At 47.1% G+C, this 24210-nt stretch carries 20 protein-coding genes; 4 read left to right on the top strand and 16 right to left on the bottom strand.

The features are described from left to right. Positions 1-63: 63 nt before the first annotated feature. The 11 genes from CGRAC_RS01795 to CGRAC_RS01745 all read right to left on the bottom strand — a co-directional run bounded on the left by CGRAC_RS01795 (position 64) and on the right by CGRAC_RS01745 (position 14141). The gene (locus CGRAC_RS01795; protein ID WP_040303376.1) at positions 64-747 is read right to left on the bottom strand and encodes a response regulator transcription factor; all 684 of its coding nucleotides are present in this window, start codon (positions 745-747) and stop codon (positions 64-66) included. Positions 748-1596: 849 nt separating this feature from the next. Then, a complete protein-coding gene (gene carA / locus CGRAC_RS01790; protein WP_005869683.1) occupies positions 1597-2715 on the bottom strand; it encodes a glutamine-hydrolyzing carbamoyl-phosphate synthase small subunit in 1119 nt (372 codons plus the stop codon). Further along, positions 2715-3266: a DUF507 family protein gene (locus tag CGRAC_RS01785; protein WP_040303379.1), complete on the bottom strand. Its 552-nt coding sequence runs from the start codon at positions 3264-3266 to the stop codon at positions 2715-2717. The genes carA and CGRAC_RS01785 overlap by 1 nt, the downstream gene beginning before the upstream one ends. 91 nt (positions 3267-3357) lie before the next feature. Then, on the bottom strand, positions 3358-4608 hold the full coding sequence (locus tag CGRAC_RS01780) for an adenylosuccinate synthase (RefSeq protein WP_005869686.1): 1251 nt from the start codon (positions 4606-4608) through the stop codon (positions 3358-3360). Next, positions 4605-5468: an ATP phosphoribosyltransferase regulatory subunit gene (locus CGRAC_RS01775; protein WP_005869688.1), complete on the bottom strand. Its 864-nt coding sequence runs from the start codon at positions 5466-5468 to the stop codon at positions 4605-4607. Before CGRAC_RS01775 ends, CGRAC_RS01780 begins: the two co-directional genes overlap by 4 nt. Continuing rightward, positions 5465-9532, bottom strand: coding sequence for a diguanylate cyclase domain-containing protein (locus tag CGRAC_RS01770; protein WP_005869690.1), 4068 nt, complete (start codon positions 9530-9532; stop codon positions 5465-5467). Before CGRAC_RS01770 ends, CGRAC_RS01775 begins: the two co-directional genes overlap by 4 nt. Before the next feature lie 51 nt (positions 9533-9583). Further along, positions 9584-10273: a molybdate ABC transporter permease subunit gene (gene modB / locus CGRAC_RS01765; RefSeq protein WP_005869692.1), complete on the bottom strand. Its 690-nt coding sequence runs from the start codon at positions 10271-10273 to the stop codon at positions 9584-9586. Positions 10274-11256: 983 nt separating this feature from the next. Beyond that, positions 11257-12105 (bottom strand): ABC transporter ATP-binding protein, encoded by an 849-nt coding sequence (locus CGRAC_RS01760; protein WP_005869696.1) that lies wholly within the window; start codon positions 12103-12105, stop codon positions 11257-11259. Continuing rightward, positions 12092-12484, bottom strand: a complete 393-nt coding sequence (locus CGRAC_RS01755) for a TOBE domain-containing protein (protein WP_005869698.1) — start codon at positions 12482-12484, stop codon at positions 12092-12094. The genes CGRAC_RS01760 and CGRAC_RS01755 overlap by 14 nt, the downstream gene beginning before the upstream one ends. Next, positions 12484-13251: a molybdate ABC transporter substrate-binding protein gene (gene modA, locus CGRAC_RS01750; protein WP_005869701.1), complete on the bottom strand. Its 768-nt coding sequence runs from the start codon at positions 13249-13251 to the stop codon at positions 12484-12486. Before modA ends, CGRAC_RS01755 begins: the two co-directional genes overlap by 1 nt. 101 nt (positions 13252-13352) lie before the next feature. Beyond that, entirely contained in the window at positions 13353-14141 is a 789-nt protein-coding gene (locus CGRAC_RS01745; RefSeq protein WP_005869703.1) for a TOBE domain-containing protein, read from the bottom strand. Between the two features lie 183 nt (positions 14142-14324). Here CGRAC_RS01745 and CGRAC_RS01740 point away from each other — a divergent pair, with 183 nt between their 5' ends. The 4 genes from CGRAC_RS01740 to CGRAC_RS01725 all read left to right on the top strand — a co-directional run bounded on the left by CGRAC_RS01740 (position 14325) and on the right by CGRAC_RS01725 (position 19509). Then, complete coding sequence (locus tag CGRAC_RS01740) at positions 14325-15044, top strand: MlaA family lipoprotein (RefSeq protein ID WP_005869706.1); 720 nt, start codon at positions 14325-14327, stop codon at positions 15042-15044. Positions 15045-15046: 2 nt separating this feature from the next. Then, positions 15047-15631 (top strand): Tgt2/MlaC family protein, encoded by a 585-nt coding sequence (locus CGRAC_RS01735; RefSeq protein WP_005869709.1) that lies wholly within the window; start codon positions 15047-15049, stop codon positions 15629-15631. A 23-nt stretch (positions 15632-15654) separates the two neighbouring features. Continuing rightward, a complete protein-coding gene (locus CGRAC_RS12390) occupies positions 15655-18462 on the top strand; it encodes an MMPL family transporter (protein WP_005869710.1) in 2808 nt (935 codons plus the stop codon). 267 nt (positions 18463-18729) lie between these two features. Continuing rightward, positions 18730-19509 carry a hypothetical protein gene (locus CGRAC_RS01725; protein WP_040303382.1) on the top strand — a complete coding sequence of 260 codons (780 nt, stop codon included), beginning with the start codon at positions 18730-18732 and terminating at the stop codon, positions 19507-19509. A gap of 220 nt (positions 19510-19729) precedes the next feature. Here CGRAC_RS01725 and trxB read toward each other — a convergent pair whose 3' ends face one another. The 5 genes from trxB to CGRAC_RS01700 all read right to left on the bottom strand — a co-directional run bounded on the left by trxB (position 19730) and on the right by CGRAC_RS01700 (position 23983). Then, complete coding sequence (gene trxB / locus CGRAC_RS01720) at positions 19730-20674, bottom strand: thioredoxin-disulfide reductase (RefSeq protein ID WP_005869716.1); 945 nt, start codon at positions 20672-20674, stop codon at positions 19730-19732. Between the two features lie 110 nt (positions 20675-20784). Next, positions 20785-21099 (bottom strand): thioredoxin, encoded by a 315-nt coding sequence (gene trxA / locus CGRAC_RS01715; RefSeq protein WP_005869718.1) that lies wholly within the window; start codon positions 21097-21099, stop codon positions 20785-20787. Between the two features lie 70 nt (positions 21100-21169). Then, positions 21170-21508, bottom strand: a complete 339-nt coding sequence (locus CGRAC_RS01710) for a YraN family protein (protein ID WP_005869719.1) — start codon at positions 21506-21508, stop codon at positions 21170-21172. 1 nt (position 21509) lies between these two features. Further along, on the bottom strand, positions 21510-22778 hold the full coding sequence (locus CGRAC_RS01705) for a homoserine dehydrogenase (RefSeq protein ID WP_005869721.1): 1269 nt from the start codon (positions 22776-22778) through the stop codon (positions 21510-21512). Further along, positions 22778-23983, bottom strand: coding sequence for an LL-diaminopimelate aminotransferase (locus CGRAC_RS01700; RefSeq protein WP_005869722.1), 1206 nt, complete (start codon positions 23981-23983; stop codon positions 22778-22780). Before CGRAC_RS01700 ends, CGRAC_RS01705 begins: the two co-directional genes overlap by 1 nt. Between the last annotated feature and the right edge of the window lie 227 nt (positions 23984-24210).

Here is a 24210-nt window from a genome sequence, read left to right as displayed (position 1 = left end):
TTAAACGCAAAATTTTACGAGTGCAATTCGATAAATTACAAAGCGGCAAAAACGCGATCAAATTTAAGCGGGCTCAAGCTCGATCTTGTATCCCAGGCTCGGGACGTTTTTTATGATTTCTCCACTCACTTTATCGCGGATACGCTTGACGAAGGTACGAAGCGCCGTACCGCTCACGGCTCCTTCGGTCCAGACATAATGCTTGATCTCGTCGTAAAGCACCAGCTCGCCCACGCGACTGGCTAGCAGCGAGACAAAAGAAAGCTCCTTTTTAGTAAGCACGATCTGCTCGCCATCCTTCAGCAAAATACAGCGAAGCCCGTCAAATACGTAGCCTGCGCCCATATTTACGACTCGTACAGAGTCCAGCTTAGACTTCATTAGCGCACTTATCTCTAACACAAATGCGGCGATATCTACCGGTTTAAAGTAATACCGCTCGACGCCAATCTCCATAACGCCTTTTAGCTGCTCCTCCCTACTGAAGCCGCTAAGCACCACGATAGGGGCATGTGGAAAGATCTGCTTAATCTGACGTATCATCTCAAGCCCATCCTCGATCGGCATTAGAATGTCGGTAATGACGAGATTAGGACTAAATTTTTTGAATTTTTTTACACCTTCAAGCCCGTTTTGGGCATTGTAAACGTTATTAAAAATACCCTCAAACGCCTTATGCAGCGAGGCTAGTAATTTAGTATCATCCTCGACTAGCAAGACGTCCAGCTCTTTTAAAGCGCAGCTCATAGCAGACCCCTCAAGGCGAAATTTCAAACGAAATTCTTTCAAATTTTCTCTTTTATTGAGCTTAAAATAATGTTAAGTTAAAAATTTAATTTCATAAAGTAACACAACTCTTATTTTAGGCGCAAATATGGGCGGGATTAAAAAACAAGCGTGGATAAAAACTGCAGCCTAGGAATGGGCAAAATTTAAAGTGATGCGGGCTAAATCTTATCGGTGCGAAAGAGATTTAATAACGACTGAAAGTAAAATTTTAAAGCTAGCGCAGGTAAAATTTCACTACGCGGCGGAGCGGAATTTTATTTTAGGCAAATGGCTTTTAGAGGGAAATGAAACAGCACTGATAAGGTTTTAGTGGGTAAACGGCGTTAGATAAAATTTTACGGACGGCAAGGCAGCTTACTAGCGTAACTTTTAACGGCAACAAAATGGTTCGTCAAATTTAAGAGCTTGAAGCCATGCTAAATGTACCGCAGGATCTGTTTTGAAAGGGCTAAGCGCACCAAGCCCAATTTTTAAATTTAAAACGCATGAAATTTAGCTGCGAGCTTAGAAGTTATACGGACACGAAATCACACGAATGAAAAGCATGCAGCGCGCAGCTGGTTTAAATTTAAAACCGCGACTAGCACAGATTCGTTTCATCCAAAAAGCTGCTTAATCCAAAATCACCGCGGCAATCCTCAGCCCGCAAAAGCACACTTTGCGTACCGCTCCAGCCTGCAATCATCCAGACTGCGACGGGCTTTAAATTTACGACGCAAAGACCGCATTAAAATTTAAAGCTTGCCGTAAATTTAAAATTTTACCGCGCGACCGCGGTAAAATTTCATACGGGCAAAATTTTAAAAATCATAAAATCTCAAGAAATTCTTTGAAGATATATTTGCTCTCGGTAGGCCCCGCGCTGGCTTCTGGGTGATGCTGCACCGAAAATACGGGATAGTCTTTGTAGCGCACCCCCTCGATCGTGCCGTCGAAAAGATTTCGGTGCGTGATCTCACAGATCTGCGCAATCGTCTCTGGAACGTTGTAGTTGTGGTTTTGCGCGGTGATCTCAATCGATTTGGTGCGCAGATTTTGCACTGGGTGGTTTGCGCCGTGCTGGCCGAATTTCAGCTTGTAGGTCTCATACCCCATCGCGTTGCTTAGCAGCTGATGACCTAGGCAAATTCCAAAAATCGGCACGCGCGCTTCGACCATCTTTTTGATCTGCACGATCTCCTCTTTAAGCATGCGAGGCTCGCCCGGGCCGTTTGATAAAAACACGCCGTCAATCTGCCCCTCTTTAAGCTTAGCAATCAGGCTCTCTGCCGTAACGTCGTGCGGAAAAACCTCGACGCCGAGCCCCAGATCGCAAAGCTCGTTTAGGATATTTCGCTTGACGCCGTAATCGATCACGGCTATCTTTTTGCCGCAGCTTGCGGGCTGAGCGTAGCTTCCGCGCGCGGCGTCCCAGCGACCGGAGGTGTGCTTATATGGCGCCTTCGTGCTTACGATGCTTACGTAGTTGATCTCCTCTATGCGCGCAGACTCGCTAAGCGCCTTTTTAAGAGCCGCCTTATCGCTGATCTGCGTAGAGACGAAGGCGCGCAGACTGCCCTGATCGCGCAGCATTTTGGTTAAAAATCTAGTGTCGATGTCGTAAACGCCGAATTTTCCGTTTTGCAGAAAATAATCCTCCAAGCTCATCTGCGAGCGGAAATTTGAAGGCTCGTTGTTAAAATTTCTTACAAAAATTCCGCTGGCGTGGATTTTGGAGCTTTCCTTGTCGTTTTCGTTGATCCCTACGATACCGATTTCAGGCATAGTGAAAATAATAAACTGCCCCGCGTAGCTAGGATCTGAAATGATCTCTTCGTAGCCGGTGGCGGAGGTGTTAAACACGAGCTCGCCGAACGCGCTACCGCCCTTGCCGAACGCTTTGGCTTGCAGATAGATGCCGTTTTCTATGTAGATATACGCGTTCATTACAGCATGCCTCGTTTTCTTAGCTCCTCTTCGTAGAGCTTTTCAAACACAAGCTCGTATTCTTCGGTGCCGGGGATCAATTTTTGCTTGTAGCCCTCGATCTTTTCATAGACCGCATCCTCAATCTTTTGATAATTTTTAAGATATTCGTCGATCGCGTTATAAATTATCGTCTTTAGCCTGTTTTCCGAGACTTTGTAATCGATCAAATTTTTCTTCCAAACGGTTTCTAAAATTTTATGCGATATGGTGCCGTAGCGATCCTCGAAATTTAGCTCAAAATTCTCGTCGTTTGCGATGTGGCGTTTGATGAGCCAAAACATATCTTTTTTATTCACGCTCATCTCATCTAGCTCGCTTACGCGCTCGTCTATTAGCTCGTTCGCGCGCTCGTCTATCGCTCTTTCTTTTTGCAGATCGGCTCTTATGATCTCGTCTGCTTCCTTGGCGACGGGCTCTATGCCCGCACTAAGCGTAACGCAGCCCGAGTTTAGCAGATCCAGCGCTATTTTATGCGCGATATATGGCACGTGTGGTAGTCGTATTCGCATGATCGTTCCTTTAAATTCAGTTCTATGAGCGGTCGCGCCGCCCGCGTTTGCAAACGGCGGAATTTTAAAATTCTTAAAATTCCGCCCGATTTTATAAAATTATCGTGTCGCTTCTTTCGGGACTGGTAGAGATAAAGCCCACCTTCGCGCCGCTTAGCTCCTCTATTTTGCGGATATAATTTTGCGCGTTTTGCGGCAGATCCTCAAATTTTGAAATTCCTTTGACGCTGTCCCAGCCCGGCATCTGCTCATAAACCGGCTCGGCAGCTTCCAAATCGATCGGGAAATAATCGATCTCCTCCCCCTTGTAGCGATATGCGCGGCAAATTTTAATGCTCTCAAAGCCGTCTAGGACGTCAAGTTTCATAAGCGCGAGCTTGTCGATGCCGCTAAGGCGCACGGCGTATTTCGTAGCCACTCCGTCGAACCAGCCGCAGCGGCGCGCCCGCCCCGTCGTGGTGCCGTACTCTTTGCCGATCTCGCGCATCGCCTCGCCTTGCGGGCCCTTATCCTCGGTAGGGAACGCGCCGTTGCCCACGCGGGTGGTGTAGACTTTTAAAATTCCCATCACCGTGCCAATGTCTTTCGGTGCGAGTCCGAGCCCACTGCAAGCCCCACCCGCGATAGTCGTCGAGCTCGTGACGTAAGGATAGGTGCCGTGATCGATATCAAGCAAGCTTCCTTGCGCGCCCTCTACGAGTACGCGCTTGTCGTAATCAAGCGCCTTCCACAGCATGTGCGTGGTATCGGCGATGTATGGCTCGAGTGCGCTTTTATAGCGCTTTAGCTCGTCATAAATTTCAAGCTTGCTAGGGATTTTAACCCCCGCTTTTTCAAAAACGCTCTCATGCGAAGCAAAATCGCGCGATAGCGCTTCGGCAAGCCTTTCAGGCTCCAAAAGCTCCACTACGCGGTGCCCCGTGCGCGCGATCTTATCGGCATACGCAGGCCCTATGCCCTTGCCGGTAGTGCCGATCGCAAGCTCGCCCTTACTCTTTTCGCGCGCCTGATCGATCAGCGAGTGGTACTGTAAATTTAAAAACGCCTTCTCGCTTATGAAAAATCTGCCCTTTAAATTTTCAAACTGTGCCATCTCGGTAATCAGCACGTCGGGGTTGATCACGACGCCGTTTCCGATGATGTTGATGATATTTTTATGAAGCACGCCGCTAGGAACTAGATGCAGCGCAAATTTCTCGCCGTTTATGACAATGGTGTGGCCCGCGTTGTGCCCGCCGCTACTGCGACATACGAAATCGTAATTCGCGCTTATCATATCTACGATCTTGCCCTTGCCCTCATCGCCCCATTGGGCGCCGATTACTACGTCAACTTTACTCATTTCTCATCCTTTTGCATAATTTTTTCTATCAAAGCATCCACTAGCAGCGCAAAGCCGCTGGATTTTAGCCCGTCAATCTCGTAATTTCCGCCGTTACAATACACCGCGCCCGCGTCTAAAAATCTAAAAAATAGCGCGTCGTAATAGCGCATTTTAGAGTAATACAGCAGCGAAACGCAGATACGCTCGTAATCCACGCCCAGACTTAAAATTTCATCTAGGCATGGCACGAGCTCTTCAGGCACCTGCGCGCGCAGAGCCTGCACGTCCTTTAGCGACGTGGCGCGAGCCGTAGCATCCAGCCAAGGCAAATTTTGCTCAAGCAGCGTCTCAATCTTGCCCTTTTCAAAAATTTCAAGCGGCAGGTTTAAAATTTCGCAGATTTTTTTCGGAATTTCTATGTTGCTTAGCTGAAGCGCGGGCATAAGATCAAATTCTTTAAAAAATTCCTGCGCGATTTTGATCGCAAGAGGCAAATTTTTCTCACCGATCAGCTCCGCGCCGATCTGATAAAACTCGTCGCTTGGGTATTTGAAGGTCGGCTGCACATAAAATAGCCTCCTTAGCTTATCGTCTTTCAGCCGCTTGCGCACGATACGCACGACGTCCACGGTGCTGTCTGCGCGAAGCGCGAGCTCGTGGTTCGTGGGATCGGAGAGCTTGAGAAGCTTTTGCGGTGCGACGCTTAGGTGCTGATGATATGAAAAATATGGCGTTAAAATTTCACTAAAGCCGTTTTTAACGAGAATTTCGCTCGCTTTATTTTCCAGCTCGCGCTTGAGCTGCGCGCTCTTTCCGAAATAAAGTCTCGAGCCGTTGGGTATCTCGTGATCAAAATCGGCGCTAACGCTATCTATCATGCTGCCTCCAAATCGCTTATGAACTGATTCAGCCGCGTTTTAAAGCTCTGAATGAAGCTTACTAAAGCGCGATAATCAAGCGAAAGAATATCTAAAATTTGCTTACGTATTTCTGTATTTAGCGCAAATTTTTCGCTGCCCGCGCTTTGAGTTTTATTTAAAATTTCGCCGAATTTCGCTCTAAAGCTTTCAAATTCTCCCGGGCTAAGCTCGCCCGTTTGACCGCGCGCGATGAAGCCTAAAGCAAGCTCTTTGTAATCAAGCGCGTTTAAGAAGCTGATAAACTCATCTTTGTCGATGGCTGCGAGCTTCGGCGTATCTTTAAATCGCGCGATGAAAGCGTCTATCTCCTTGCGATCCAGCGCTTTTGCGATAAAATTTCCCTGAAGATAGTTAAATTTTAGATTATTTAAAAGTCGCAGCGATAGCGCGTTTTCGACCCCTTGAGCGCCGAGAGCAAATCCAAACTCCCGCTTTAGCTTGCCTGTGATCTCCACCATCGTTCGGATAGCATTTTTTTTCTTGCCTATGTCAAGGCAGAGCTCGCGGTCGATTTTAACGATATCGAAAGGCTGGGCATTCAGGAATGGGATATTATTTTTATTTGCACTATTAAGGGCAAATTTAATCCCAAGATCTGCATAACGCCCACGCGCAGGGGCGAATTCCTTAAAATTTTGCTCGCTAAAATCGGTTATCTCAAACATCAACTCGCCTTTTGCATTAGCCCTGTCTCGCAAGCTGTGAGCTACGAAATCGTAAAATTCGTCGTTTGTAAGCACGGCTAAACTTACGTTTATCGAGCAGTTTGCGCCTGTTTGAGCGTTAAATTCCATCATCTTTGAAAACGCAAATTTTGAGATTGGCAATTCAAATCGAGGCTCGCTTAATATCTGCGCAAAATCCTGCGGAGCAAGAATTCCGCGCTTCCCGCGATCCCAGCGTAAAAGCAGCTCATATCCGTAAATCTGCGCGCCGCTAATGATCGGCTGATAGAGCACGAAAAACTCCCCCTCTTCGATCGCTGCAGCAATCCCTTCTTCGCTAGGTCCGTCTGCTTCAGCGCGCTCAAAGATGCAGTAGCGGTTTTTACCGCTCGTTTTGGCGCGATACATCGCCCTATCCGCGCGCGATAAAAGTCCTGGAAAATCGATCTTTTCGCTGCCGTCGTAAAATGCTGCGCCAACGCTGATGCTTGCGCTGATTTCATTGCCTTTGAGGTTAAATTTCATCTTTGAAATCCCAAGCAGGCGATCTAATAGCACATGCGCGGCGTCCTTGCTTTGCAGATCGCCGATGATGGCGCCAAACTCATCACCGCCTAGGCGCGCTAAAATATCACCTTTACGCAGCAGCCCGCTCATCGCCTTTGAGATCGCTTGTAAAAACATATCGCCGACCTCGTGCCCGTAGGTGTCGTTGATCGCCTTAAAGCCGTCAAAATCGATGAAAAGCACTGCCATAAGCTTGGAATTTTCGCCCGAGTTTGCCGTAAATCTCTGCGCAGCCTTCATAAAATACACTCTATTTGGAAGCCCAGTAAGCGCGTCATGATGGGCGATCTTGGCTAGCTCGCTCTCTTTTTGCTTGATCTGCGAAATTTCGGTAAACATCAAGATGAAATTTGAAGTAAGCGAAAAATCATCCTTTATCGCAATTGCCGTAAATAGCGCAGGAAAGGTGCCACCACCTCTTTTTAGTCCGTAAATTTCATCTTTGTAAGAGGTCTGTTTGCCGACGAGATTTTTTCTAATCCTCTCCATCACGTCCGCTCCACCCTCTGTAGGAGCGAAGAAATTTGGAATTTTGCCGATGGTTTGGCTTTCGCTATAGCCGGTGATTTCATAAAAGGCGTTATTAGCGCGCAGCACGCGACCGCTCTCATCTGTGATTAAGATCGCCTCTAGCGAGCGCGAAAAGACATTAGCGTTTAAATTTAACTCCAGCTCCGTCTGCTTGCGCGAGCTGATATCTTCGAGCGTAGTTTTTACAAGGCGCGAGCGAGAGCCGTGCTTTTCGGTGACGTAGCCTTGCATACTGATCCAAGTATAGGCATTAGCGGCATTTCGCAGACGGAATTCGCAGCTAAAATCGCTCCTAAGCCCGGCGGTGCATTCGCGGATCATTTTATTGAAATTCTCTAAATCCGCGAAGTAAATTTCATAACTAAACTCCCCAAAGCTCATCGCAGTATTTAGTCTTTTGCCGCGATATTTTAAAATTTTAAAGTAATTTTTATCAAACGACAGCGTCTGCGCATCAAGATCGATTAAGCAGGTGCAAAAATTCCTAGTCTCGATTACGGTGCGATAAAAGTCCAAATCCTCCTGCAAGCCGCGGATCGCCTTAACATCGTCATCGATATTTTGAAAATAAAACGCAGCCCTGGCGGCGGACTTTTTGACATAGATGCTCACTTCGTAGCTATAGCGGATATTGTCATTGTGGCGAATTTTATAGCTTTGAGAAAAGCTTAGCTCTTCTGCGGGCATATCGGCTAAGCGGTTTAAAATTTCATTTTTAGCCTCATTCGCGTCCTTTTCATCCAGCAAATCCCATAGCCTTATCTCGCCGCTTAAAAACTGCGCCGCTTCGTAGCCCCAAAGCTCTTTTATATTTTTGCTAGCATCTACGATCTTGCCCGAAGTGTAGTCAAACACTAGCGTAACGATAGGCGCGTGATTTAAATACTCATATTTTTGCTTAGTTTCATCGTAAAATCTGCGATATTTTGACGCATCCAGCACCACAAAAAGGGTTGAAATTTTACTTCCGTCGCGGATATAAGATTTTTTAACATAGAGGTCTTTAACGCCGTTTTTGGTCTCTTGGCGGGTTACGACGTAGTTTTCTTTGACATAGTTTGCGCGCTGGGTTTGATAGGCGTGATCGTAAAACGAGCCTGCTTGCAGCGCGAAGATATTCCGTCCCACGACGTCATCGCCATAAAGCTCGCGTGCGCCGTTGCTAGCGCTTTCGATCGTACCTGCAACGTTATCGATACTAAGCACTGAAAGAGAGCTGTATTTTAGCGCATCTTTAAAGCTGAGGCTAAAATCGCCGTGGCGCAGATTAGACTTCAAAACCTCATCTATGGATTTAGAAATTTCTAAGACGGAGCTTAGCGGATTTAGCGCTTCTATATCGCGAATTTTGGAGTGGTAATCCCCTTGGCGCAGAGCGTTTTGAACTGCCGCTAGCGGGATGAAAACGCGCTTTTTTAAAAACGTAAAATTTGAAATTAGAAGGATTAAATAAGCTAAAATCGCTGCTGCTAGCGCTACGACGATAAAATCGTCCGCGCCTAAAAAATAGCCGGCTCGTTCGTGAGCCATTACAAAATTATCCCCAAATTTCGCAAGATATGCAAAGCTTAGCCCAGATTCGTCTTCAAAGCTCACCACTTCGCCTAGACGCGAAAAATCAAAATCCTGCCCTAATATATCGGTTACGCTGCCAGGAGCGTTAAAAAATTTACCTTCGGCATTAAAGACCAAAATATCTCCCAGCGAAGAGAGTCTGGCAATCGGCCTAGCGGTGTTGGCAAAACCTAGCAGATATGAATCAGCATTTACACGCTTGATTAAAAAATACCGCCACGCCCCGTCCATCATCATATAGCGCGATACCCATTCATCCTTTTTTAGCTCGCCTGCGATATCCGCAAGCCGTATCTCGCCAAGATCCGAAATACGCGCATCCGATGAAAAATGTGCTAAGCTCTCCTGTTCCGCGCCGCGGGCGCGTAGATAAAAAATAGCGTCAAATCTATGAGAAGATTTTACGACATTACGGATCAAATCCGCATAAAGCTTGCTTTGCATAGCTTCGTGCCTTGCGTCTAAAGAAAGGATAGTTTCTTTTAGAATTTCAAGCTCGCTAAAAAGCGACTCGTCGGTATTTTTAAGTAAAGTAATCGCCGTGCGCGTCCGCAAATCAAGCTGCGTAGCGATCCTAGTGCGCAAAAAGCTAATCTCGCAAACTACTACAAGCGTAAGCAGCGCAGCGCCTAGAATCAAGGCGGCGTTAAATCTTTCGGTAACGAAGTCTTTTTTGTTTTTCATGCCAAATTCCAAATTTTGCGGGATTTTAGCAAATTTCGTTTTAAAGCCGATTTAAGCTTGTATTTTTGCGCCCTTTGCGCCCAAAAAATGCATAATCAAAAGCACGGCGAAGCTAAAGAGCAGCATCAGCGCCGAATATGCGTGAGCCTGCGCAAAATCGAGCGTTTCGGTTGCTTCGTAGATCGCGATGGAGGCGACCTTGGTCTGCTCGCTCACGCTGCCGCCGATCATCAGCACGACGCCAAACTCGCCCATCGTATGCGCAAAGCAGATCACCAAGGCGCTAAGCATAGAATGGCGAATCGCGGGCAACGCGACGCGAAACAGCTTGGAAAAATAGCCCTTGCCGAGCGAGTCACACGCCCAAAAAAGCGAGCGCGGAAGCGAGCGAAAGCCCGAAACCAGCGGTGAAAACATAAACGGCAGCGAGTAGATACAGCTCGCGATCACTAGCCCGCTGAAATTAAATACGAGCCGAAGCCCGAAGTGTTTGTCGAAAAACTCCCCCAGCACCGAATACGGCGAGAGAAAAACGAGTAGGTAAAACCCTAGCACCGAAGGCGGCAGCACGAGTGGAAGCGAGATGATCGATTCGATCACGCTTTTGCCGCGGAAATTTTTTCTCGCCATAAAAAACGCGAGCGGCACGCAGATGATAAACAACGCGAGCGTCGTCAAGCTGGCAAGCTTTAATGAAACGAGAAACGGCGTGTAATCGAGCCCCTTTAGAATTTCAAACATTTATCCTCCGAGCCGAGCCGCTGGGCCCAAACTATAAAATTTTAAAAGCCTAGCTCTGCTTTAAAATTTAGAGGCAAAGCTGGATAGAATTTGCGCAAACCTCATAGTCATAAGGCTTTGCAAAATGAAATTTTAAAAATTTCACGCAAGCTAAAGCGAGCGGAATTTATAAAAGTGCTTGGCCAATAAATTCCTTCAAGCGTGCAAATTCCGTCAGGCATTTAAACTCTACTAAGCTGGCGGTTCTTTAAGACCACGAATTTTGCTGAGCTAAATTTCAAAAAGCTTAGCTTAGCTTTAAAACTTGAGCGGGCAGGATTTATCTGAGCGCAAATTTCACGCAAGATATAGCCAAACGGCATTCTCTGAACAACTTAGTGGAATTACATTGAGCCTGACAAAAACAAAATTTTAAAATTTCGCATAAACCCAAAAGACCCGGTTAATGAAATTTTGCCGCAGCTCTTATTGAGCGAGTTTAGCACGCAAGCTTCAGGCCGTTAGAGCTTTTAAAATTTCAAAGCCACAAAATCCAGGTAAAATTCTAAATCTGAAAATTTTAAGTTTGCGCGAAGCTTCACATTAAATTTTTTACCAAAATCGCATGATAGAATTCGCGCAACTCCTGCCAAAAAAGTAAGCTAAAAGCCGCCAAATTTAAAAATAAACCCACCACGCCAATTAATAAATTCAAAGAAGGAATTTAACGGCGCCTGTCTGCGCAAAATCTAAAATTTAAGCTTACTTTCCCCACGCTATCTAGTCTTGCATTGCGGTTTTGCTCTAGCCTGCGTTTAAATTTTGTGTTTCATGAAAATCTAAGCGCGATGCGAATGAAATTTTAAAATCTCACCGTATTTTGCGGGCAAATCTAGCTAAAATTTCGCAAAATCCCTCGTCTAAATTCCATAAAAGCCTGTATTTAAATCTCTAATCTAGTTGAAGTTTCCTACTTAGGCGCACCTAAAAGCTTGTCTGCAAGTTTAAATTTTACGCAGAGTGATATTAAAGGCTTTGGCACCCGCTTTGACCTCATCGCCTACTTGCAAGCCATCGGCTTCTGCATTGCTTAGCACCACTTCGCACAGCTGGCTGCCGATCGCTACGACAGCCACTTTGACCCCGTCGCGTGCTTGCAAATCAACAATTTTGCCCACGAAAGAAAACTTCTGAGAGCCGCTAGTTTTAAGAAAAATTTCCTCCGGCGTACCGGTGCGGACGATCCTGCCATCCTTCATCTCATAAACTCGCTTGCAAAGCCTATAAATCTCGCTCACATCGTGGCTTACCAAAATCACGGTCTGATGAAACTGCTCGTGGATCTTTAGCAAATACTCTTGGATTTTTTCGCGCATCGTAAAATCAAGCGCCGAAAGCGGCTCGTCAAGTAGCAAAATTTCAGGCTCCTGCATCAGTGCGCGAGCAAGTGCCACGCGCTGCTTCTGCCCGCCGCTAAGACCCTCGACGCCGGATTTTGCAAACTCACTAAGCTCTAAAATTTCAAGCAGCATCGCAGCTTTTTGCGGATCGTTTCTGGCAAAAAGTAGATTGCCCGTCACGCTCATATTCTCAAAAAGTGCGTAGTCTTGAAATAAAAAGCCGATCCTGCGCTTGCCCGCACTTAAGAATTCATTGCCTTCTTGCAGCACACGATCGCCGTCTTTTATGCTACCGCTATCTGCGCGCAAAAATCCAGCCAAAATGCGCAGTAGCGTAGTCTTACCGCTGCCGCTGCGCCCATATAGGCACACAAACGAGCCTTTGTTAATCTCTAAGCGAGCATCAATCGAGAAATCATCACTGATTTTTTTCTTACAATCAATCGTTATCATATTTTTCTATATATATCGCAGTGGCGTTAATGTATGCGAAAACCTCGTCGCCCTCGCGTAAAGCAAGCTCCTGCGCAGAATGCGCGCTAATGAGCACATCAAAGCTTATCTTGCCTTCAAACCTGAGCGTGCATAGAATTTCGCCCAAACTTAGGCTCATAATCTTGCCGTGAATTTCATTTTCGCTAGATACACCACTTAGGGCTTCGCGAGATAAAAGCACATCGGTGCTTTTAAAGCCCACGTAAACTTCACTGCCCACCTTAAGCTCGCTACTTAGCTGCAGAAATACGCCACGCAGCTTGATGCCGCCTGCGATAAATCCTACAGAATGGATGCCGTCTTTTTGTAAAATTTCGTTGATTCTCGCTCTAATCATTAAAACTCGTATCCGTATTTAGCAAAGATCTCTTTGCCCTTATCGCTTAGGATAAAATCATAAAATGCCTTGGCTTCGGCATTGTCTTTGGCGCGATTTAGCACAACCATGCCTTGAGCTATCGGCTCGTAGAGCTTGGTGTCGACCAAGACGAAATTTTCTCCCTGCTTGCAAGGCTTGCCATTGCAGCCGTCCTTTGCCATCTTAGGCGCATACATCGCGCTGGCCGCGATAAAGCCGACGTCGGAAGCTTTAAGCGCTTGCGAAAGAGCCTCGCCGATCGATTTTGCTTCTACGATTTTGCCTTTGATATCCTCGTAAATTCCCGCTTTTTTGAAAGCTTCCACGCTTGCGGTGCCGTAAGGAGCGGTCTTTGGATTTGCTATCGAAATCGTTTTTACGCTAGGGTCTTTTAAAATTTCAAGCCCTTTGCTAAGATCTACGCCGCGCACGCTAAACATCGCCACCTTGCCCTTTGCATAGGTTTTGGCAGGTGCCGCCGCGAAGCCCTCTTTATGCAGATCGTCTGCAAATTTCATATCCGCCGCCATAAAAATATCAAACGGCGCGCCGTTTTTGATCTGCGTACTAAGCGCACCGCTGGCGCCCAAGCTCACGTTTAGCGTGGTTTGCGGATGCAGCTTGGCAAATTCCGCTTTGATCTCGTCAAATGCATACGTCGTGTTCGCAGCGGCTGCTACGCTGACCTCTCCTGCGCTAAGCGCGCCTGCGGTTAAAATTCCTAAAAGCACTGCTTTTAACTTCATTTTATGCCTTTCGTTTCGGCTCTCGCCGAGAATTGAATTGTATCTAAAATTTTAAATTTGCGCCTTAAATTTTAAAATTTGCGCGCCTGAATTCCGTCGCGTTACGCACCGATAATGATCTCGCTAGACTCGATGATCGCCGTTACTTCATCTCCTACTCCTAGACCCATCGCGGTGGCAGATTCTCGCGTGATGATCGCGGTGATATTTTGGTGCGAGCTTGTGCCTAGACAGATCTCTGCGTTTACCGCGCCGATTTTGACCTCGCTAATCGTGCCTTTGATTTGATTCGTCGTGCTAAGTTTTAGCTTCTCCGAGGCTCCTTTAGCGATGATGACGCTTGGGGCTTTGAATAAAAACAGCACATCCTTGCCCGTCTTTAGCCCTAAATTCTTTTCGCTCTCTACAGTTACCGTCGCGCATAAAATTTCGCCACCTGCGAGCTTAGCCGTGATTTGAGAATTTACAGCGCCTGTTTGAACATCCGTAATCTCAACACTTAGCTGATTTCGCGCAGAAAGCTTCATACCGATCTTCTCTAAGCTTAAAAGGCTCTCTTCGGTAATCTCGTCAAGCTTTAAAATTTCACTCAAAAACGTCTCGCCCGCGTGGCTGATAGCATCATAAGCGCGAATCAGCTTGTGAGCGTAAGGGGTGAGCTCGGAGCCGCTATTTTTCTTAGTGCCTTGAGTGCGGACGATGAGGGGCTTTTTGCTCGCGTTGTTGATTAAATTTAGCGCGTCCCAGCCGTTTTTATACGACACTCCTACGATCTCTGCGGCCTTTGTAATACTTTTAGTTTCGTCCACAGCTTTAAGCAGCTTAATATGCTTAGCTAAAAGTGATGTTTCCTCGCCAAGTAGGAATTCCAAAGCAAATTTTGCGTCCATTTTCATCCTTTCTTATTTACTTTCGCGTGATTTTATAATATATCCTCTGATATATTTCTTAAACGGCTGCAGGCTTTATTCTGCGATATAAGGAGGGAAATTCTATATGAAATTTTACCTTTATTGACAAAATTTCTTTAAATTTGTAAAATCGCCACTTTGATTTATAAAGAAGGGTCGCATTTGAAATTTATAAAAATTCTATTCTTAGCCGCGGCGTTGGCGCTTTGCGGTTGCTCGCAAAAGCAAGACGTAGCACCTAGCGATACGGATGGTTTTGACGAGGAGTTCGCCAAGCGTGAGGTTTTCGATCCGCTTAGCGGCTACAACCGCGTAATGACGAGCTTCAACGACGTATTTTACTCATACATACTAACCCCCGTAGCCAGCGGTTACGACTACGTAATGCCCGATCCGATCCAGGGCGCGTTTTCAAATTTTTTCTATAATATTTTATATCCGATGAGGCTCGTAAACAACCTATTGCAGGGTAAATTTGAAAATTCTTGGGACGAGACGAAGCGATTTTTGATCAATTCGACCGTCGGCTTCGGCGGGCTTAACGATATGGCAGGCAAATACTACGGAATTCCGCGCCACGACGAGGATTTCGGGCAGACGCTAGGATACTGGGGCGTGCCGGCAGGTCCGCATATCGTCTGGCCGATTTTGGGGCAAAGCAATCTCCGCGATACAGCGGGGCTTGTAGGAGATTATTTTTCAAACCCGATAAATTATATTAAAGACGGCACCGTTCGAAACTCTGTCAACGGATTTAGAATATTTAATGACTACTCGCGCGATCCGAAATTTTATGAAAAAATGACCAAAGATGCGGTGGATCTATATCCATTTTTACGCGATGCTTACGAGCAAAATCGCGAGAAATTAATAAAGGAATAAAAATGAAAATTTTAAAAGTTCTAGCGCTTTGCGGAGCGCTTTTGATTTCGGCGCACGCTATTAGCGATGCGGATATCGAGCCGGTGATGAGCCAAAAGGTCGCCGAGGCCGTAAGCATCATGCGAAGCAGCACCCCAAAAGACGCAAAGCCTGCGAAAATTTTTGCGCTTTTTGACGGCTATTTTGATTATAAGATGATGGCAAAGCTCTCCCTTGCTAAACATTATGCGAGCCTTAGCCCGGCGCAGATCGCAGAATTTGATAAGGCCTTCGAGGCGCATCTAAAGCGCTCCTTTATCGAAAAGCTTTCGCTTTATACCGATCAGGATATGAAGGTGCTAAGTAAACAAAGCCCGAGCGATAAGCGCCGCGTGCTAAAAACGCAGGTCATCGGCGAGCAGAAAAACTATGACATCGATTTTAAATTTTATCCTAACGGCGCGGATTGGCGCATCTACGACGTCGATATCGTGGGTGTCAGCCTAATTCAGACCTACCGCTCGCAGCTAGGCGACGTAACGCAAAGTTTGGGCTTTGACGAGCTTATAAAGCGGCTAAATTCCACCGTCATCAATAGCGGCGAATAGCGGCACGCCCAAAAGAGCGGTATTTGAAAAAAATTTTTCGCTTAATCGTCGCGTTTCCGAAAATCACGCTCGCGCTGTTTACGGCGCTGGCGCTGTTTTTAGGATATTACTCCACAAAGCTTGAGATCGATGCTTCAAGCCAGACGCTTCTACTAGATAATGACAAAGATCTTCAAATTTGGCGCGAAGTATCCAAACGCTACGAAACGCCGAATTTCTTGGTGCTTGCATACACTCCCGCAGGCGATCTTTTAGCGCCCGAGACGATCCGCAAGATAGCGCAGATGGACGCAGCTTTTTCCAAGCTGGATTTCGTCGCCAGCGTCACAGATATTACGAATGTGCCGCTTTTGCTAAACAAAGGTGGCGGCATGAGCGAGCTGCTTAAACACATACCCACCCTTACCGACGCGGACGTAAATTTAACCGCGGCTAGGCGCGAGTTTGCCACAAGCCCCTTTTACGCATCAAATTTAGTAAGCGCCGATTTTCGCACTACCGCAATTTTAATAAATTTAAAGCCGCAGACCCGCTACGAGGAGCTTTTGCGCCTAAGAGACGGAGCTAAAAGCGCTCTAGAGCAAGCGGAGCACGAGGGCAACCGCTCGGGGGCTCAAATTTCACAGCTTAAAGACGCGCTTAAAGTTGCGGAGCAAAATTTTAAATCCTACCGCGACGAACTACGCGAAAAGGATCACCGCGACATTGTGGCTTTGCGCGCGCTGATCGCGGGCTTTGAGAAGGAATTTACGGGCGACCGATTGTTTCTAGGCGGATTAAATATGATCGCAGACGATATGGTGGGCTACGTCCGCTCGGATCTGGCGACCTACGGACTCGGCGCCTTGGTGCTTCTGCTGGCTTGCTTTTGGCTCTTTTTTAGACAGGCGAAATTTATCCTGCTGCCGCTTATCATCTGCGCGTATTCGGTCGTGCTCGCAGCGGGGCTTTTCGGCTTTTTAGACTTTGAAATTACCGTCATCAGCTCAAATTTTATCGCGCTTCAGCTCATCATCACGGTTTCGGTCTGTATCCACCTAATCGTCGCATACCGCGAATTTAGCGCGCGCTTTCACGCATTTTCGCAACGCCAGCTCGTTTACGCAGTGCTTCGCGAGCGCGCGATGCCCTGCTTTTTCGCAATCTTTACGACCGTTATCGGCTTTATGTCGCTAATTTTTTGCGATATAAAACCCGTAATTTCTCTGGGAATTATGATGAGCGTAGGCATCAGTATCTCGCTAGTTACGGCGTTTGGAGTATTCGGCGCGGTTATGTCGCTGCTAAAGCGTACGCACAATAATCGCAGCTTCGAGCAGCACTTTAAATTTACCCTTTGGTGCGCCGAAACGGCGCTACGCAGCAGAGGCGCGGTCTATGGCGTATGCGCTGCGGCGGTGATCTTTGGGCTGTACGGTATCTCGCAGCTGCGCGTCGAAAACAGCTTCATCGGCTACTTCAAAAAAAGCACCGACATCCGCGCAGGCATGGAGGTCATCGATACAAATCTCGGCGGAACAATCCCGCTTGATATCGTCGTTAAATTTAAAAGTGCAGGCGGCGCAGATACTGCTAGCGGGAGTGAAAATTCCGCAAGCGGTAGCGCAAATTTTAAGAGCGGCGAAAATTCCAATCCCGCAGGGCAAAATTCTATCGCGCATAATTCCGCTACTAAGAATTCTACCGCCACAGCGCAAAATTCTATTGCAGGAAATTCCATACCTCAAAGTTCCGTTGCCGCGGCGCAAAATTTCAATGATCAAAATTTTACCGAGCAAAGCTCCTTCGCGGCAGCACAACCAAGCGAAGCCGTGAATTCAGATCAGACCCATGCCGCAAATTTAGAGCGGAATTCCACTGCGAGCGACGATTTTGGCGATTTTGAAGCTGAATACGCCGCCAACGAAAACAAGCCGCAGTATTGGTTTACCTCCGAAAAGATGCGTATCATCGGCAAAATAGATGATTTTTTGAAGGACAAAAACGTCACGGGACACGAGTTTATCGGCAACGTAAGCTCGCTCGCATCGCTTTTAAAGCTCGGCAAGCAGATTAATCAGGGGCGCGATCTGGACGATCTGAGCCTTGCTCTAATCTACTCTGAAATGCCCGCAAACTACCGCGAAATGGTGCTTTCACCTTTTGTAAATATCGAAGCGAGCGAAGCACATTTTAGCGTCCGCACGATAGACAGCGATCCGCGCTTACGCAGAGCAAAATTCCTAAAAGATCTGCAAAGCGGGCTAAATTCTTTGCTCGAGGGCGAGCAGGCAAGCGCGCAAATTAGCGGCATAATGGTGCTTTATAACAATATGCTTCAAAGCCTGATGAGCTCGCAGATAGACACCCTGGGTATCACCGTGCTCGTGCTTTTCGTGCTTTTCGTGATCATCTTTCGCTCGCTTTCATACGCGCTTATCGCGATCATAGTAAATTTAATCCCGCTTTGCGCCTGCTTCGGCATCATGGGCGTTGCGGGCATCCCGCTGGATATCATGAGTATCACGATAGCGGCGATCAGCATCGGTATCGGCGTGGACGATGTCATCCACTATATCTATCGCTACAAGCGCGAGTTTGCGCGCCTGGGCGACGAGGCCGCGGCTATCCGCGCGAGCCACGCAAGTATCGGATACGCGATGTATTATACGTCGTTTGCGATCATTTTGGGCTTTAGCGTGATGATGATGAGTAATTTCTGGCCTACGATCTACTTCGGGATGTTAATATGTCTGGTGATGAGCCTGCTTCTTTTAGGCGCGCTCATAATTCTACCGTCGCTAATAATGAGCCGAAAGGGCTTAAAATTTAGCCTCTTTAAAGCTAAATAAATTTTATCTCGCTATAATTCTCGCATTTGGAGAGGATGGCGACCTGGTGGCGTCTGCGGACTTCAAATCCGATAGGAGGGCGGTTGACCGTTTTCCGGGGGGTTCGATTCCCTCCCTCTCTCGCCGAATTCTTTCATCAAATTTCACCTTTGCATTCTTGATCTCTAGCGCTTTGCGAATTTATTTCAAATTTCGGCTTTAAATTTATACATGTTTAAGCAGGGAGGGGGTAGCATTATTTTTAAAATTTATCTCAAAGGAGCGAAGATGAAATATACGTTAGGCGCCGCGCTAGCGGCATTGATTTTAGTAGGATGCGGCGAGGATGAGATAGGGCTCGTGAAAAACTACACTCTGTCCGATTTTAAGTCTATGAGTATCGGCGCGGCGATCGAGGGCTCGAAAATCTGCAAAAATATTACCTGGAGCAAAGAGGAAAACGGCGGATTAAAGACGGTTAAGATGGTTTGCGACGTGGATATGGAGAAAGTAAAGGTCGATGTAGATGCCTTTAACAAAAAATATAAAGAGGCTATGCTAAACACGTCTTTAAGAGGTGCCGTGCTTTTCTATAAAGATAAATCTGATGATAAACAACAGCGTTTACTTAAATTGGCAAATGAACATTGCAAAATAAATGAGACGAAATTTCAAGAGGAGCTCAAAGACAGAGGCAAAATAGATTACTCATTTCAAAAAAAGCCAGTTGATTGCGACGATAAATTAAAAGATGAAATACTAAAGGATGGTGAACCAAAAACTTCTGCGATTTATATGAGTAATATTATTGATTCATTAGAAGACGTCGCTTATTATTCGCAGCTAACGCCTAGCCAAATAAGGCTACAGCTTGGAAGGGCAGCAGAGCTGCCGCCACAGGCTGCGATCGAATTAAATTTTATCGTGAATGCCGATAAGAGCGTAAGTTTATCGGATAAATTTATAGTGACTAAAGATATAATTGATGATGTTATTAAGATAAGATCGGCATTTAATAATAGAAAAACGGCGGAAGACGCCCTTGCAACTTTCTACGAAAGACAATAAAATTTTATCTGAATTTTTAAAAGACGTTTCGGCTCGGAAGCGTTTCCGCAAAAGACGATAGCATTATTTTGCGGCTCAATTTGACGAAATTTTAAATTTGAGCCGCCTTGCGTCAAAATTTCATTATTTCATTCAAATTTGACGCGGGCTTTTAAATTTAAAAAGCGCGACGGAAGTAGCTTCGCCCGCCGCGCCGTAAAATTTTAGCCCGAATACAAGCTTATTTGTCGTGTCCTTGCAGATACGCGATCGCGCTAAGTGCGGCAACCGCGCCGTCGCCTGCCGCGCAAACGACCTGTTTAGGCGCATCCTGTCTCATATCGCCCGCCGCAAATAGCCCGTGTACGCTTGTTTGCATCTTTAAATTTACCGCGACTTGTCCGCCTGGCGTGACGTCGCAGATAAACTTGCCGCTTTCGTCTTTTAGCACCTCGTTTCGTACGTCAAGCCCCACAAATACGAAGATCCCAGGCAGCTGCAGCTCGCGCGCGGCGCCGCTTGTTTTATCCTTGACTACGACGCCAGTTACGCCGCTTACATCGCCTTTTATCTGCTCTACGAGCGCGTTTGTGATGAGCTCGATATTTTCACTTTCGCGCACCTTTTGCACGGTAGAAGGCGCGGCTCGAAACTCATCGCGACGGTGAATCAGATAGACTTTAGAGCAAATTTTAGCTAGATACAGCGACTCCTCTAACGCCGTGTCGCCGCCGCCGAGGACGGCAACCTCTTTGCCCTTATAAAAAAATCCGTCGCAGGTCGCGCAAGTGCTGACGCCGCGACCAAAAAACTCATCCTCACCCTTGATTCCCGCGCGGCGCGGAGTAGAGCCGGTAGCCACGATAACGGCGCGCGCGCGACGTGTTTGATCGCCCTCGAGATAGATCGTAAAATTTCCGTCGCCGTCTTTTGAGACGCGCAGCACGCGCACCATCTCATGCTTCAGCCCGAAGCGGAAGCACTGCTCCTGCCAAGGCGCCATAAAGCTCATCCCATCAGTCACCGCAGCAACGCCTGGGTAGTTTTCCATCTCGGAGCTTGAGGTAATCTGCCCGCCGGGCATACCCATCTCAAACATCACGACATCCTTTAAACCGCCTCTTGTAGCATAAAGCCCCGCCGCTAGCCCCGCAGGACCGCCGCCAATAATTGCTAAATCTAACATTTTTTCTCCTTAATTATTTTATTAAGTAAAGCCGCGAGCGTTAAATTTACGAATTTAATTAATAAAACGATGAGTGGGAGAAGAAAGGGCGAAAGCCGCCCTTTTAAAATTTACAGAAGCGAGTTTAGCTTGTCGGCTATGATCTGCTTGGATTGCGCGCCGATGAGCTGAGCTTTTAGCTCGCCGTCTTTGAAAAATAGTATCGTTGGGATCGAGCGAACGCCGAACTGCACCGCAAGATCCTGCGCTTCGTCGGTATTTACTTTGCAAATTTTAGCCTTGCCGTCGTAATCGTTCGCAAGCTCCTCGATGATCGGGGCGATCATACGGCACGGTCCGCACCAAGGCGCCCAGAAATCGACTAGCGCGACACCCTCTTTAGTAACATCGAAATTCTCCGAAGTAAGCTCTATATACTTTCCCATAATGTTCTCCTTGTGTTAAAATTCTGCGGATTATAGTTCATTATCTTAAATAAATAATAAAAATTCTAATTTAAAAAGATATGTTGGCGATAAATTTTATCTGCTTTGGATAAACTTCCACGACATCGATCTGCCACGGCTCGTCCTTATCGCAGCTCATCAGATAAAATTCCGCCGCCTTTAAAATTTTAGCCATCTTAGCGCCCGTCACGCGCTCTGCGGCGTCGTAATCGCCGCTCGTGGCCTTTACTTCTACGAAGTGCAAAATGCCGTCTTTGCGCGCGACGATGTCGATCTCGCCGAAGCGGCAGCGGAAATTTCGCTTTAAAATTTCAAATCCTTCGCCGCGTAAAAATTCCGCCGCACGGTCCTCGCAGGCAAAGCCGAAAAGATATTCTTTTAAGCTCAATTTAGCTTTCGATCCTGATCATAAAAGGCTTTTGCGTGATGAAATTTTCGCCGCTAATTACGCTTATTGCGCGCTTGATATCCTTCTCACAGCACGTATGCGTCGTGAAAAACAGCGTCACTTCCTCATCCGTTTTGAGCTTCGGCTTTTGCAAAAAGCTGTCGATCGAAAGATCGTTTAAGCTCATAATGTTCGTAAGCTTCGCCAGCACGCCCTTCTCGTCGCGCACGCGCAGCCTGAAATAATACTTCGTGCGGATCTGTTCGCTTGGCAAAATTTGCATAAAATTTTCACTCGGCAAAATTTTATAGCCGAGCATCGGATTTTTATTATCGCGCGCGATATCGATAAGATCGCTTATAACAGCGCTTGCCGTAGCGCTTCCGCCCGCGCCAGGGCCGTAATACATACTCTCGCCGACGCAGTCTCCGTAGATGCTCACGCCGTTCATCACGCCATCGACTTTTGAGAGCATTTGATCCTTTGAAATGAGCGCAGGATGGACGCGCAACTCGACTTTATTATCACACGCGCGCTTGGCTACCGCAAGCAGCTTGATTATGAAGTCGAATTCGCGCGCAAAATAGATATCCTCCTGCGTGATCTCCTCGATCCCCTCGATTAGGATATCTTCTGGGTCGCCGTGCACGCCGTATGCGATGCTAGCTAAGATCAAAAGCTTATGCGCCGCGTCGAACCCGCCGATGTCAAAGCTAGGATCGGCTTCGGCGTATCCGAGCTCTTGAGCTCGCTTTAGCGCATCCTCAAATTTCTCGTTTTTTTGCATCATATTCGTAAGGATGAAGTTGCTCGTGCCGTTTACGATGCCGATTATCTTTTCGATACGATTGGCGCTTAGGCCCTCGCGCAGGGTTTTGATGATCGGAATTCCGCCCGCTACGCTCGCTTCAAAGCCAAAAGGCGTATCGCCCGCCAAAGCCTGGAGCTTGTAGCGATGATAAGCCAAAAGCGCCTTATTTGCTGTAACGACCGCCTTTTTACGCTTTAAAATTTCACTTACGACCTCGTAGGGCTTTTCTACCCCGCCCATAAGCTCTACAAAAACGTCGATGTCATCGCGCTCGATGATACTTCGCGCGTCGCTGCTAAGAGGAATTTGCACGCCCCTTTTTTTGCTCGTATCGCGCACGAGCCCGATTACGGGCTCTATGCTAACGCCTGCGCGCGCAAGGATGATATCTTTGTTTTTGATCAAAATGTTTGCAACTTCGCTACCTACGGTGCCGACGCCTAAAATCGCTACCTTCATCAGATCTCTTTCAAATATTTTTTTATATTTCTAGCGGCCTGGCGGGTCCTGTTTTCGTTTTCGATAAAAGCGATCCGCACGTAATCGTCTCCCGCCGCGCCAAAGCCCACGCCCGGGCTTACGGCGACGCGCGCCTTGGTAAGAAGCTGCTTGGAAAACTCCATACTCCTTAGATGAGCCGCCGCAGGCGGTAATTTCGCCCACGCAAACATCGACGCGCTAGGTTTAGCGATCTGCCAGCCCGCGTCCGCAAAGGCGTCAATCAAAAAATTCCTACGCTTTTCATAGCTCGCGCGGATCTGCTCTACGCACTCCTGCGGCCCGTCCAGCGCGATCGTGGCGGCTACTTGGATCGGCGTAAACATACCGTAATCAAACCACGATTTGATCTTTTTAAGCGCGGCGACTAGCTTTTTGTTGCCGCTAACAAAACCCACGCGCCAGCCCGCCATATTGTAGCTTTTAGAGAGAGTGTACGCCTCGACTGCGACATCCTTCGCACCCTGAATCTCAAAAATGGACGGCGTTTTGTAATCATCAAAAGCGATCTCTGCGTAAGCGATATCGCTGATGATATAAAACCGCTCCTGCCGCGCCATCGCCACGAGCCGCTCGTAGAAGCTCTTTTGCACGACGACGGTGGTAGGGTTATGCGGGAAATTTACGACGACATATTTTGGACGCGGAATGCTCTCGTCGAAGGTTTTTTGCAGATCGATGAAAAATTTATTCTCATTAAAATTTAAATTCTCATCATAGGCAAGCGGGATTTTAACGACGTTGCCGCCCGCGATGATGAAAGCTTGAGTATGTATCGGATACGCGGGATCAGGCACCACCGCGACATCGCCAGGATTTACGATCGCGCTAGTTAGATGCACGAAGCCCTCTTTAGAGCCCATCACCGCGACGATCTCGCTTTCCGGATCTAAGATCACGCCGTATTTGCGCTTATACCAATTCGCGCACGCAAGTCGTAGCTTGTAGATGCCCTGGCTTACGGAGTAGCCGTGCGTCTTATCCTTTTGCGCGCTTTCGCAAAGCTTGTCGATTATATGCTGCGGCGTCCTGCCATCGGGATTTCCCATCGAAAAATCGATTATATCCTCGCCGGCTCTGCGCGCCGCCATTTTTATGGCATTGACCTCGGCAAAAACGTAATTGGGCAAACGCTCGATTTTTGAAAAACGGATTTCGTCAAACATCTCAAACCTCTTATCTTAAAGTAATTTTCAAGCTTTATTTAAAATTTAGCGCCTTAAACGCGCGATCTGCTCGTACCGCACGGAAGCTAAAATTTCAAGCTTTAGCAGCGATGCGGCGGCGCTTTTATATCGCTAAGGCGTTTAAAACCCTTGCCTCGCTAAAATTTTAAAAAACCGCGGGGGCATTGATTGTTTAAATTTAGAGCATCGCGGTCCTTTGTGACGCT

The sequence above is a fragment of the Campylobacter gracilis genome, assembly GCF_001190745.1.
In the GTDB taxonomy this organism is placed as follows: Bacteria; Campylobacterota; Campylobacteria; order Campylobacterales; family Campylobacteraceae; genus Campylobacter_B; species Campylobacter_B gracilis.
This window is presented reverse-complemented; position numbering and strand designations above follow the sequence as displayed.